This is a genomic window from Paenibacillus silviterrae (assembly GCF_030167925.1).
Lineage (GTDB): Bacteria > Bacillota > Bacilli > Paenibacillales > NBRC-103111 > Paenibacillus_G > Paenibacillus_G silviterrae.
In genome coordinates this window covers 4080444-4093851 of record NZ_JASKUT010000001.1, presented here as the reverse complement: position 1 = coordinate 4093851, position 13408 = coordinate 4080444, and the positions used below count along the sequence as shown (strand labels likewise).

Below are 13408 nucleotides of genomic sequence, written 5' to 3'. Positions count from 1 at the left end.
GGCAAGTCGGCAGACTTAGCCTATTTATTAGCTAAAGTAAATTGTAGCATTTTTGAACGCTATGCCGCAACAAATGTGAGCAATTCCCTTTAGTTTTTCCCCATTCTGCCAAGAAAAATGAAAAGCCCGCCCTTCTCGGGCAGGCTGTAATTTACGTGTTATTGGGCCGGCTCGATCAAGCCGTAGCGTCCGTCATTGCGCTTATACACCACGTTCACCTTGGAAGTGTCTGAATTGGAGAAGACGAAGAAGTTGTGCCCTACCATGTTCATCTGCAGGATCGCTTCCTCCACATCCATCGGCTTCAGTGTGAATCGCTTCGTACGGACCAGTTCAAAATCGTCCTCATCATCGTAGTCATAAGCAACCGCAACTTCGGAATCCATCCGGAACATATCCCGTTTGCCTCCGGCTACGCGAATTTGACGGTTCGCTTTCGTTTTGTGTTTGCGGATTTGGCGCTCCAGCTTATCCACAACCAAATCAATAGCTGCATACATATCGGAGTGCCGTTCCTCCGCCCGCAGAACGAAGCCGGTCAGTGGAATAGTCACCTCTACGGATTGCATGCCTTTCACCACACTTAACGTGGCATAAACTTCTGAAGTAAGGGGAGCTTCAAAGTACCGATCCAGCCTGCTCAGCTTTTTTTCAACATGATCTCTGAGTGCTTCTGTCACCTGGATGTTTTCGCCGCGAATGTTGAATTTCATTGTACAATTCCTCCCTTCAAACTACACTTATATATATTCGCGCTTTCTTCCTCAAATCCTGCTAAATTATCAGAATATTTAAAAAAATATTTAGAGAGTGTTCGTAGTTACGCAAAAAAGCACCCCGGATCTCTCCAGGGTGCTGTGGCTGCTAATCATTTGTTCAATTAATAACCATCTATACGGTCGGCTAAAGAAGCCGGGATGATTACAACTTGATCACGTTAGCTGCTTGAGGACCGCGTGCGCCCTCTACGATATCGAACTCAACCGCTTGGCCTTCTTCCAAAGTCTTGAAGCCTTCGGATTGGATTGCGGAGAAGTGTACGAATACGTCGCCGCCGTCTTCACGCTCGATGAAACCGTAGCCTTTTTCTGCGTTGAACCATTTCACTTTACCTTGCATGCACGAACATTCCCTTCATTGTCAAATAACTTTATGAAGCGTTTTCTTTTGCTCCATATTTTGACTATATCATCCCATTTTTACCCTGTCAATGCAGGCTTGTACCTGTTAGCGAAATATTTCGAAAATTCTAGTATTAACATTTGAGGAAAACTGTATACACAGACAAAAACCTTGCTGCATCAAGCTTTTCCGACATTTTCCGCAAAGTTATACACAGAGTTGTCCACATTGTCCACAGGGTCGTCCCCAAAAGAAAATAGACCCTTTTGGAATAAGGGCCTGTCCACATCATTTTTTACGGTCGAAGAATATACTATCCGGAGTGTATGCAACCTCGTATGCGCCACGTTGTACTTTACCTAAATTCACTTTTTGAAGCCCTGCTTGGGCCTCGACCTTTAATTGATTCATTCTGCTTAGAATAAGGCTGTCGAAGCCACTAATCATGTTAATACGTTCGAAATACACAGCTCGTTCTTCCAACGGTAATTGGATTGACACAATCCGAGAAATTAAGAAATCACGTTGGGTGACAAACTCCTCCATGTCCTCCATTTCCGCCAAAGATATCCTTTCCACAAGACCTTTGGTCATGGTCTCCAATTGGGTTATTAAATCATCCATGCTTCGCATGTTCATTATTCACAGCCTTAGCCGCTTCTACCCAGGTTTGTTTCAGATCTAGCAGGTATCCTAGAACTTCTTCCGCAGGCTCCGCCTTCTTCTGGATATTAGCCTCAATTAAACGAAAATTGAAGTATTCGTAAAGCTTAAGGAGATTTTCGGCCAGAAAGGATTCTTTATCTAACGTAATCACAAATTCGGATATGATGTCCTGGGTTTTCGTTAAATTGAAATTTGCTTCTTGATAGTTTTTTTCTTTAATTGCTGCTATGCCTTGACGACAATATCGAATGGCACCATCACAAAGCATGATTAATAATTGGGCAGGAGTGGCAGTTTGAATGGAATTCTCCAAGTACTTGTTGCGTTGCATCTGTAGCATGCCTATACCTCCAGTTTAGATATTACATCATTTGCTGAAATAGCCTGACAAGCTTGTTGACTGCGAATTATACATCGATATCGCTTTTTCCATTGCGGTAAATTGTTTATAGTATCGGGTCTCCAAATCCATGAGTCTGCTGTTCTCTCTATTGATTTGCTTTGAGAGAGTTCCCATTTGTTTACCAAGGACCGTTTCGTCCAAGAGTATGGAGGATAAACCCGTTTTCTTTTTGATTTGATCCATTGCTTTGTTAAGATCTTCATACATTCGCTCTGCGATCCCCATATCCGAACGATCGGATCTGCCGGATCCATTGGCCGTAAACAAGTCAAGAACAGCTTGCGGTTCCTCTTCCAGAGCCTTTCTCAGTTTGGATTCGTCTGTGATGTACAGTTTTCCGTTATCGGTGTAATCCGTACTTTTAATTCCTATTGATGACAATGTGTTATACTTGGAACCATTGTCCACCTTAGAGGATATTGACAATCTCATTCCACTTATTAGGGGGGAAAGCACAGAATCATTGCGCAGTAACCCGCTTTTGGCCTTTTCTTCCCAACGCTCAACCTCTTTATCCTTCATGCTTTCCTTCTGTTCGGTCGTTAATGGTTGGAAATCACGATAGCGGGTCTCTCCTACTTTATCTTGAAGAATTTTTAAAATCTCATTGTAATCATTAACGAAGCCCTTGATAGATTCCATAATCTTATCTGTATCACGTGAAATTGAAATTGTTGATCCAATGTAACTGTTAGGATTTGTGGCTACTCCCCCCAAATAAGGACTCTCCGCATTCAATGTGATATCTACGCCATTGACACGGAATGTGTTATTTTTTTGAGTGGTAAGTAAGTCATTAATGAAGACCTCAGCATTCTTGGCTGCCTTATGATTTGTTCCGTCATCATCTAACTTAAATGCTGTTGCTAAAGTCCCGCTAACCACGATTTTATCTCCCGTACCCGCAGCACCATTAATTAATCCTGTTTGCTTGGACATAAGAGATAATTTATTCGTAGACGTATCAAAGAAAGCAGATACATTAGTTTCCTTATTGATTTTACTGATTAAAGTATTTAGTGTCTCCGTCGCCGGGTCAAAGGTCACTGTCTTACCGTTAATGGTTATTTTATCTGAAGCCCCAAAACTAAATCCAAACTGCTGGTTTAAATTTGTCTTGCTCATATCTACCGGTACAACAGAACCTGAACTATTCGCGCTCGCTGCTGACGCCATATTCTTGACCTTTACGACGATGTTCCCTGGAACCGCATCACCTGTAGCCTTCGCACTAATCACTTCCGGACCGGTTATCGACGTTTTGGAGGCAGCTAACGTTCCTTCTAGCTTAAAGTTATATAGCTTATTATTCCGATATTCGTTAAGCTTTGTGTTCATATCCAAGTATGCCTGGCGCTGCCACTCTATCGTCTGCTTTTTTCCCGTCAGCTTGTCCACTTTCATTTGCTGCCCTGTAAGCATACCTTTAACGACACTATCAATATCCATGCCCGAGGCCAACCCTGTAATCCGTTGTACCATTATACGCCCTCCTTCCTCTATCTTTTTTCATCGACTAGAATACCGATGGTTTTCCACATGCTCGCAATAAAATCTAACGTTTTTTCAGGGGGAACTTCACGGATCAGTCTGCCAGTGTCCTTTTCCACGACTTTAACCATAACCTGCTTTGTTTCCTCGTGTATGGATAGCTGTAGACTAGTTGTTGGACCTTGAACCGCTTTAACGGCCTTCTCGATGGCTTTAATCAATACTTCATCGCTGATGCCAATTTTCTCCCCTTGCATCTCTAACTCTTTGATTTGATCTACCGTCTGAACGGACTGAATTACCGTAGATTCTATTTGCTGATCCAACGGTAATTCCTCCCTTATTTTTCTTGCCGTCACATCGGCCCCATGACGCTCAACAGGAAACGGGTTTGCTCCGATCGAAGAAAAATCCATCGCAATTCCTCCACCATCAATTTGTTACCATATATATCGGTTATCCCTAGCAGTTCCTTTAGTTTAATTAAAAAAAAGAGACTCTAGCCATAACTAAAGTCTCTTTCATCGTAATAATCATCAGCGAAGAAGCTGAAGTACCCCCTGCGGTGACTGATTGCCTTGGGATAGCATCGCTTGAGCGGCTTGAGAAAGAATGGAATACTTCGTTTGAGTCATCATTTGACTTGCCATATCGACGTCACGAATTCGGGATTCGGCTGCTGTGAGATTCTCATGTGAACCTAGGGTAACCTCCATGGCCTTCTCCAACCGATTTTGATAAGCTCCTAAACGAGCTCTCTCACCAGATACATATTCAATGGCTCCGTCAAACATTGAAATGTTGTCATCCGTCGCACTAAGGATGTTAACCATATCAATGCCTAGTGTCTTACTACTGACGTCAGATAAACTAATATGTACTGATGGTCCGACTCTTAATGGTGAAGAGGTAGCGGAATTAAATGAAGGCCAATTTTCTACAAAACCCGTAAGTGGATCCGTTAGAGTTCCGCTATTCACGGTATCAGGAACGGTAGAATTATCGTCTCCTCCACCAATGGCCCCCGTGTCTGAGTCGGCTAAGTTAATACCGGAATTCGCCAGTGTGGCATTTGCTTTAAAATCTGCAATAAAATCTGCAACACCGCCCGAATACCCTAGCCGGTCGTTTAAGGCCTGATTTAATGATTTTCCGGCTCCACCTAGGCTAACTAATTTGATATCGTCAAATAAAGCGCGAATACCAGGGGCCCCCAACTTGGCGTCCAGAAATTTAACCGCAGCATAAGCAGCCGAATAATCAGCACTGGTGCTGTTCCAAGCATCAATCTCATTCTTTAGCGTGGCAAAATCCGCTCCATTGTTTGAATCAACTGCAAGGCGTTCATCCGCACCCGCAATAAATTCAGCAGCACCCTCAACAAACCATGTAGGAAGGTCGCGCATGTTCGTAGTTCTTCCCATTACGGCATGAGTCATTTCGTGAGCGATGATCCGATCATTAGAGATCCATGAACCACCACCGTTCGGCATCGAAATCGGCGAGAAATCACTCATGTCGAGTACGAGCTTTTGATTAAAATATCTCCCGTCTGTACCCGTTGTATAGTAAGAGCCTTGAACCCATGCAACTCTGCCATCTCCCGAGTTTTGAATAAATTGAATGTCGAGCGGCGCACCATCAGCGGTTAGACCATAATGAGTCGTAATCAGATCTTCACTGTTTTTCAACCAATACTTCTGCAGTGCTTCCACGGCAAGCTTTTGGTCCTGATTCGCAGTACTAGAGGTAACATTCAGGAGGTTTATTGTATTAAACTCCGTCGTATTTGCGATGCGGTCCACTTCTTTAACAATTTCGTCGATTTCGCTCTGGATATGCTTACGGTCTTCTTCAGAAAGGGTATCATTCTTCCCTTGTACGGATAGTTCTCTGCCGCGCTGCAGTAAGGAATGTACTTCCCCCATCCCTCCCTCAGCAGTTTGAATCAAGGAGATACCATCTTGGATATTACGTTTCTCTTGTTCTAAACCCCTTATTTGCGCACGCATTTTCTCCGAGATTGCAAGACCAGCCGCGTCATCTCCAGCCCGGTTAATACGCAGCCCTGATGATAGTTTCTCCATCGAATTCTCTACTTGATAGCTATTAAAGGACAGCTGGCGATAGGAGTTCATTGCCATTAAATTATGACCAATTCGCATTATTTTTCACCCCCTCTCCCTTTAATAGAAATAGTTAGTACCCAAAATAAGCTTTAACCGCTGATATAACCTCCGATTGCGTGACTGCTGACATTAATGGCCACATTGGAAGACTCAGTACTTCTTCCGCAGCTTTTTCCGATAATACAAAGGACCAATGTTCCTCTTGATACACCGGCAGCCGATGAAGAGGTACAGGATAATAGACCATGGACCCAATGCCTTTATCCGCTAAGAATTGCTTTAATGGCTCACGATGACCGTTCTTGACCCGAATGGTAAACTGATGGTACACATGCTTTACATTCTCTTTCTCTTCAGGTAATACGATGTCTTGAATTTCGCACAATTCACGCCTGTACTCAGCAGCGATCTCTCTTCTCTTCTGATTCCACTCATCTATCTTAGGGAGCTTCACCCGCAAGATCGCCGCATGAAGTTCATCCAACCGCGAATTATAACCGAACATTTCATTGTGATATTTTTTCTCAGAGCCGTGTGCCCGCAGCATGCCGATAAGCCTTGCAATCTCTGCATCATTCGTTGTAACTAAACCACCATCTCCATAAGTGCCCAGGTTTTTTGTAGGGAAAAAGGAAAAGCAACCCACATCACCCATGCTTCCTAATTTCCGCCCTTTATATTCTCCTCCGAAGCCTTGGGCTACGTCCTCAATAATCTTCAAATCATGCGTTGCCGCTATGGCTTGAATCTCTTCCATGTCACAAGCATGACCGAATAAATGAACCGGAATGATCGCTTTAGTCCTAGGTGTGATAACCTTCTGCAGTTCTTTGATGTTGATATTTAATGTTATAGGGTCAATATCTACAAATATTGGATCAGCGCCCACCTGCTGTATAGCCTCCGATGTGGCGAAGAAAGTAAAGGGGGTGGTAATAACTTGATCTCCGTTGCCAATTCCAGCTGCGCGCAATCCGATGACCAGTGCATCAGTTCCAGAGTTGACGCCAAATGCATATTTTACTCCTAGATATTCTGCCGCTTCTTTTTCAAAAGCTTTTACGTTGGGACCTAAAATAAATTGGCCGGAAAATAAAACGTCTTTCACGGAAGCCAGAACTTCCTCGTGAATACTTGCCACTTCTGCGCTGGAATCAAAAATCGGAATTCTTATCATTCTCGTATACTCCTTTACACTCGGTCTTGCAGCAGCCCGTCGATGAGCTGATACTCCTGTTTACATTGGGGGCAGGATGCCTGATTTTTCAATAACTCCAACCGCTCACCACATGCACAAACCCATCCCATTTGACGAGCAGGCAATCCGGCGACTAAAGCATATGCAGGCACATCCTTGGTAACAACGGCTCCCGCAGCCACCATTGCACACTGTCCGATCGTCACTCCGCAAACAACCGTTGCGTTTGCTCCGATGGAAGCCCCTTTCTTCACCCGGGTGATGTTATAGTCATCACTTGTATTTCTAGGAAAGGCGGATCGCGGAGTTTTCACATTCGTAAACACCATACTTGGGCCGCAAAACACGTCATCTTCTAATATTACGCCCTCATACACGGACACATTGTTTTGGATTTTTACATTATTCCCAACGACAACCCCGTTGGCTATAAATACGTTCTGCCCGAAATTACAACGCTCCCCAATACGAGCACCCGGCATTACATGAGAGAAATGCCATATCTTCGTACCCTTGCCAAGCTGAGCACCTTCATCTACATATGCCGATTCATGAATAAATACGTTGTCTGACATAGAAGCCTCCTTATTTCACAGAAGCACGTTCTAGTATTTTCACTACCACCACACCGTTTCGCCCATCGGAGATCGGAATTCGTCTGGTTTCCATGCACTCAAGGAAGTGACTGCACTCGATATGGAGCGGTTGGTTCTCCCCTTCAAAAATAATCTCGCTTCCAGCATCCCTGTTAGATAGATCTGAATGGATACCTTTGTTATGAAGGGTAACCGACTGTGCCACTTCATCATAGACCAGCATGCCTTCAGTACCAATCACCGTCAGCTTTCGAACTACTTCGGGATAAAGCCATGACGTATGCAGGTGCGCCTTTACCCCATTAGCCAACGTCAAGTGTAAATAGACGTCATCCTCTATCGATGGTTGGATTACATTCTGGCCTACAGTGATCAGTTCTGTTGGCTCTTCACCTGTCAGGTAATGGAACACAGCTAGGTCATGAACACCGAAGCTCCAAAGAACATTCTCAATGGATCGTACCCTTCCCAGTTTCAAACGTTGTTGATGAAGAGTCATAACCCTTCCGATTCGTCCCGAGTCCATAACCTTTTTCATTTCCTGAATGGCTGGTTGGTATAGCAGCAGGTGTCCTACCATAATAATACGATTATGGGCTTCAGCTATACGTATGAGTTGCTCGCCGTCCTCGCTTGACAACGTCATCGGTTTTTCGATGAAAACATCCTTACCTGATAATAGACAAGCCTTAGCTAATTCATAATGAGTGAACGCTGGTGTTGCAATAACCACACCGTAAATGGTTTGATCCCCAAGAACAGCCTCAATAGCATCATAGACAGGAATAGTCGGGTATTGACGCTTTACTTCTTCACGAAGCGCTTCGCTTGCATCTACAACTGCATGTAGTGCCTCTAATTCAAAGAAAGTGCGAACCAAGTTCTTTCCCCATTGACCGGCCCCCACCACAGCTACTTTTTTCATACTTTACACCTTCTATAATCGATAAAGTTTGTTTGCTACAGGCACGTTTTTCATTGCATTTCTTGTATCGAAGATCAATCGAGCTTGCTGACCAATCATATGATAATCAAAGCTTGTATGATCCGTTGTAATGACGACAATATCAGCGGATGCCACAGCCTCTTCGGTTAATTCAATTCCTTCGTACCCTCTGCCGCGATAAGTAAATCCAGGAATATGAGGGTCACTAAACTGGACTTGGGCGCCCTTTTTCTCTAGCAGTTCCATTATGTCCAGAATCGGAGATTCCCGATAATCATCAATATCTTTTTTGTATGCTACCCCAAGTAGGAGCACCCTCGAATGCTTAATTGGCTTCGCCTCTTCATTTAAGAGGTGTCCAATACGTTCCACCACGAACTCCGGCATGCTGTTATTGATCTCACCGGCAATCTCAATCAATCTTGTATGATAGTTGTATTCCCGAGCTTTCCAAGTTAGATACCATGGATCGACTGGTATACAGTGACCACCTAAGCCAGGGCCTGGATAGAAGGCCATGAAGCCGTAAGGCTTGGTTTTCGCTGCGTCAATGACTTCCCAAACGTCGATTCCCATTCGGTCGCAAAGAATCGCCATTTCGTTGGCTAATGCAATATTAATGTTCCGGAATGTATTTTCGAGGATTTTCTCCATTTCAGCTACGGCGGGGCTCGATACCTGATGAACTTTTCCTTCGAGAACTTGTTCGTACAGCGCAGCGGCTACTGCAGTGCATTCTGGCGTAGTGCCACCGACCACTTTAGGTGTATTCTTCGTATTAAAGTGTTTATTTCCCGGGTCCACGCGCTCCGGTGAATACGCTAGGTGGAAGTCTACGCCGCATGTAAGTCCCGTACTTTCCAATATCGGCTTTACAACCTCCTCCGTTGTTCCCGGATAGGTTGTGCTTTCTAAGACTACTAACATACCCGGTCGTAAATGCTGTGCGATTGACTCCGCAGAGGATCTTACGTAGCTAATATCAGGCTGTTGGTAGTCATCGAGTGGTGTAGGCACACAAATTGTTACGACATCTACTTCATTCATCAAACTATAATCTGTAGTAGCCTGTATACGGCCATTCTTGACCAAGACCCTTAGCTCATCTTCAACCACATCACCTATATAATTAATTCCCTGGTTGACAAAGTCGACCCGCTTTTGCTGAACATCGAAACCGAAGACTTGAAAGCCCACCTTTGCCTTCTCAACAGCTAGCGGAAGGCCAACATACCCAAGACCAATAACCCCGATTCTTGCGGATTTAGACTGAATCTTTTCAGTTAAGTTCATTGGTATCAGATCGCTTTCATAAAATATTTAGTATGGTCATTAATGTAATGCTTGCTCCAGTTTCTGCTTGTCCGGAAAGTTAACAAGAACACCCGTGCCCTTATTTTGAAATACAACCATACTTCCAAGACCTACAGCCGATGCCTTCCCATTCTTTACAGCTTCGCCGATGTGCTGAATTGTTCCCGCTCCTCCATGAGCAATTACAGGAATGTTTACAGCATCTGCGACCATTTTCACGAGAGTGCAATCTAAACCGCTCCATGTGCCTTCTCTATCGATGCTTGTTACTAAGATTTCACCAGCACCTAAACCTTCAACATGAGTTACCCAATCCAGAAGGCGTATCTTCTGTCTGTGATGACCGCTGTGAGAGTAGAGTTCATAACCTTTAAAAAAGCTCTTACGAACATCAATCGAAACTACGATACTTTGCGAACCGAATACTTTAGCTATTTCTGTAACAAGCTCCGGTTTGGCATACAGCGAGCTATTGATGATGATTTTTTCGAAGCCGGTTGTAAATAATTTTTCTGCGTCTAGTAGCGAGGTAATACCACCTCCGTAAGAAAGTGGCATGAAGCACTCACTAACCAACGAAGTTAGAAGCTTGTAATTAGGCTCTCGTTTTTCTTGGCTCGCCGTAATATCAAGAATCGCCATCTCGTCAACTTCAAGCTCATTGAAGATGCGGCAAGTATTAAGAGGATCGCCCACATATTGAAACTTGTTAAACCTCTCGGTCTTAACGAGCGCAGTATCTCGCAGCAATAAACATGGGATTACACGGGTTCGCAACATCATAGATGATCCCCTTTACCTATTTGTCTACATAGCAGCGAAATTAGCTAATAGCTTCATTCCGAATTTATGGCTTTTTTCTGGATGGAATTGAACACCATATATATTGTCTCTATGAATACCTGATTCATATGTTGTACCGTATTCGGTTTTTAGCATAGAATACTCTGGGTTGTTAACCTGTACGTGATAAGAATGAACAAAATAAAAGCGGAATCCCCCAGCAAATCCATCCGTAAGTGCACATGGCTTAGCTACTTGCACCGTATTCCAGCCCATATGAGGTACTTTTAATTCCGTCTTACCGGGAAAATTGAACTTTGTCGTTTCAGCATCAATCCAACCGAACCCTTTGGAAGTCCCTTCTTCACTGCCATTTGTCAAAAGCTGCATACCCAAGCATATACCCAATAGAGGTCTCCTTTCCTCCAAGGCTTTAAAGTTTAAGATTCCCCTTAGCTTGAGTTGTTCTATATTTTCCATTGCTTTGTCGAAATGACCAACCCCGGGCAGCACCAACTTTGAAGCTTGCTCAATGATTGCGGGGTCTGATGTTGTTACTGTTTCAACACCAATCCGTTTGAACATATTAGCCACGGAACCGAGATTACCAAGACCATAGTTGACGATAGTAATCATCATGAGCTCCTCTTTTGCTGGGCAGGGTCTTTCGATGTATATTTGATGTAAAAGCTCATTGGCACTAAGCTCGCCTTCGCTAATAAGTAGAATAGCGGTCTTAGAGCTTCGAATATGGGCTTATAAGTTTCATACTCTCTATACGTTTTATTAGGAATATTCATAAGCTTTTCAAATTCAGGCTCGGATAGTCCCATCCGCTCTTTGAAATACGCTACTAAACCTTCTTCGGCATAGGGAGGCTGAAAAAAAAATGTTTCAATTGCCTCATCCCTTGGCATTAGGCCTGACCTTACTGAGGCAGCTAAGCTTAAATTGCGATTATCAATACCAAATTTTTGATAATTGTAGTATGTGTGTTGCATTGCTGTAATCCGGTTTTCTAAATGATGCCCTCCATAATACTCCCAGTCAAATTCCTTTTGAAGATACTCTCGTGCCTGTTCCTTAGAGTAATCAATATACCAGAAAGGTCTTATTTTTCTTATTCGCTTAATTAACGTCCATTTCATGAAGGAGACAAAATCCATCAAAGGATAAGTCTTCATGGGGACTTTCCCAAATTTTTCATGAATCGTTTTTATATATTTTCCATCGAAATACATGCTACCAATTGGTGCAATACCCTCTGTAACGAATGAGTGTCCCTCAATTACGTATTTTACCCCAAACTTTGAGGCAGCTCGGTACATAACCTCTGCCAATGCCAAGTCAGTGGCGGCATCCAGCTCAGGAACACCCGCTTTAATAAAAGAAAGAAAGATATCATCGGCTTCCTTGTTATCTATTACATATGTGAATAAATCAACATTTAGCTTTGTGAGAACTTTTCGAATATTCTCAGTTGCAATAGCAGTATTCCAAGTATTATCATAATGAACAGCGAGCGGTCTTAAACCCCATTCCACTACTTTAGCCAATAAGAATGAGGAGTCCGTACCACCAGAAACACCTATTACGCAATCATACTTCTTTCCTTTTCCATCCTTCTTTATTTGCTCAATGATACTTTCGAGTGTCTTTCGCCCTTCCGGCTTCCCCGTTTTATATTGCTCTGATAATTCATCCATGGTATGACAATAACTGCAAACCCCTTGTTCATCAAAGGAAATACCGTAAAGAGTCTCGTCATAAATGCATCTGCTGCAGATCTGCAGTAGCTTCCCATCTTTATTAATAGTAGACGGCATTTGCTAAATCCCCCCCAAATTTTCCTCGGACACTTTTTATCACCGTGTCAGCCGTACACCTTTCTTCATTTTCAAATTGAACATCCTTTACTAGCAATGCTCCATCACTTACTAAGACAATAACGCCTTTGTCGGGTAAAATCTTCACGATTTTTCCTGTGATAACTCCTACATACTTTGGTAACTGTATGATTTCCGCTGACCAAATAAACAACTTCTTTTGATTGTAAAATGTAAAAGCACCCGGAAAAGGATACGTAACTCCCCTTATAAGGTTATATATGGATTCTACATTTTCCCTCCAATCAATTTGGCCATCTTCTGGAGATCTGGCACATGTATACGTTGCATCATCATGATTTTGTGGAATCCTGTCCACTGTACCATTATTAAATTTCACTAGTATTTCCGCAAACATCTCGCGAAATAAGCTATAGCATTTCTCCAGCACTTCATTAATATCCTCATGAAGACCGATATAGAATTTACGTTGATTCACGATATCCCCGCTATCCATTTCTCCTTCCAAATGGAAGAAAGTAATGCCAGATTCCCTCTCACCATTGATGACTGCCCAATTAACAGGGGCAAAGCCACGATATTGAGGTAAATATGAAAAATGACAAGCTACACTAGCTTTTTGGGCAAGTTTGAGAATATTTTCGCTAATTAGTCTTCTATAACCAAAAACAAAAAAGTAATCTACTTGAATTTTTGATAATTTCGAATAATATTCCGTACTTTGATTACTATAAGAACAGGAAATATTATGCGACATACACAACTCGGTTATTAGATCATAATACTTCTCGATTTCATGACGATGTTCCTTTTCAATAAAAACATGACTAATTGTTGCGTCGCTTTCAAGCAATGTTTTAAGTGCAATGTATCCTATTTTAAATCCAACGAAGAGTACGCAGTTCACTATAAT

15 protein-coding genes are annotated in these 13408 nt (G+C 42.9%); all 15 read right to left on the bottom strand.

Annotation, left to right across the window (positions count from 1 at the left end; all coding sequences use genetic code 11):
• Nucleotides 1-158 precede the first annotated feature (158 nt).
• Nucleotides 159-713 carry a ribosome hibernation-promoting factor, HPF/YfiA family gene (hpf, locus tag QMO62_RS18900; protein WP_284643297.1) on the bottom strand — a complete coding sequence of 185 codons (555 nt, stop codon included), beginning with the start codon at nt 711-713 and terminating at the stop codon, nt 159-161.
• Nucleotides 714-921: 208 nt separating this feature from the next.
• Nucleotides 922-1119 carry a cold shock domain-containing protein gene (locus QMO62_RS18895; protein ID WP_079914265.1) on the bottom strand — a complete coding sequence of 66 codons (198 nt, stop codon included), beginning with the start codon at nt 1117-1119 and terminating at the stop codon, nt 922-924.
• 291 nt (nt 1120-1410) lie between these two features.
• The gene (fliT, locus tag QMO62_RS18890) at nt 1411-1746 is read right to left on the bottom strand and encodes a flagellar protein FliT (protein ID WP_284643294.1); all 336 of its coding nucleotides are present in this window, start codon (nt 1744-1746) and stop codon (nt 1411-1413) included.
• Entirely contained in the window at nt 1739-2128 is a 390-nt protein-coding gene (fliS, locus tag QMO62_RS18885) for a flagellar export chaperone FliS (protein WP_284643292.1), read from the bottom strand. Before fliS ends, fliT begins: the two co-directional genes overlap by 8 nt.
• Before the next feature lie 27 nt (nt 2129-2155).
• A complete protein-coding gene (gene fliD / locus QMO62_RS18880) occupies nt 2156-3673 on the bottom strand; it encodes a flagellar filament capping protein FliD (RefSeq protein WP_284643291.1) in 1518 nt (505 codons plus the stop codon).
• A gap of 17 nt (nt 3674-3690) precedes the next feature.
• Entirely contained in the window at nt 3691-4098 is a 408-nt protein-coding gene (locus QMO62_RS18875) for a flagellar protein FlaG (RefSeq protein WP_284643289.1), read from the bottom strand.
• Nucleotides 4099-4218: 120 nt separating this feature from the next.
• Nucleotides 4219-5847: a flagellinolysin gene (locus QMO62_RS18870; RefSeq protein WP_284643287.1), complete on the bottom strand. Its 1629-nt coding sequence runs from the start codon at nt 5845-5847 to the stop codon at nt 4219-4221.
• A gap of 34 nt (nt 5848-5881) precedes the next feature.
• Nucleotides 5882-6988, bottom strand: coding sequence for a DegT/DnrJ/EryC1/StrS family aminotransferase (locus QMO62_RS18865; RefSeq protein ID WP_284643285.1), 1107 nt, complete (start codon nt 6986-6988; stop codon nt 5882-5884).
• Between the two features lie 14 nt (nt 6989-7002).
• Nucleotides 7003-7584 carry an acyltransferase gene (locus tag QMO62_RS18860; RefSeq protein ID WP_284643284.1) on the bottom strand — a complete coding sequence of 194 codons (582 nt, stop codon included), beginning with the start codon at nt 7582-7584 and terminating at the stop codon, nt 7003-7005.
• Between the two features lie 10 nt (nt 7585-7594).
• Nucleotides 7595-8530, bottom strand: a complete 936-nt coding sequence (locus QMO62_RS18855) for a Gfo/Idh/MocA family protein (RefSeq protein ID WP_284643283.1) — start codon at nt 8528-8530, stop codon at nt 7595-7597.
• 12 nt (nt 8531-8542) lie between these two features.
• Complete coding sequence (locus QMO62_RS18850; RefSeq protein WP_284643282.1) at nt 8543-9844, bottom strand: nucleotide sugar dehydrogenase; 1302 nt, start codon at nt 9842-9844, stop codon at nt 8543-8545.
• 39 nt (nt 9845-9883) lie between these two features.
• Nucleotides 9884-10648 carry an AglZ/HisF2 family acetamidino modification protein gene (locus QMO62_RS18845; RefSeq protein ID WP_284643281.1) on the bottom strand — a complete coding sequence of 255 codons (765 nt, stop codon included), beginning with the start codon at nt 10646-10648 and terminating at the stop codon, nt 9884-9886.
• 24 nt (nt 10649-10672) lie between these two features.
• Complete coding sequence (gene hisH, locus QMO62_RS18840; protein WP_284643280.1) at nt 10673-11284, bottom strand: imidazole glycerol phosphate synthase subunit HisH; 612 nt, start codon at nt 11282-11284, stop codon at nt 10673-10675.
• Nucleotides 11284-12474 (bottom strand): N-acetyl sugar amidotransferase, encoded by a 1191-nt coding sequence (locus QMO62_RS18835; protein WP_284643278.1) that lies wholly within the window; start codon nt 12472-12474, stop codon nt 11284-11286. Before QMO62_RS18835 ends, hisH begins: the two co-directional genes overlap by 1 nt.
• On the bottom strand, nt 12458-13402 hold the full coding sequence (locus QMO62_RS18830; protein WP_284643238.1) for a methionyl-tRNA formyltransferase: 945 nt from the start codon (nt 13400-13402) through the stop codon (nt 12458-12460). The genes QMO62_RS18835 and QMO62_RS18830 overlap by 17 nt, the downstream gene beginning before the upstream one ends.
• Nucleotides 13403-13408 lie beyond the last annotated feature (6 nt).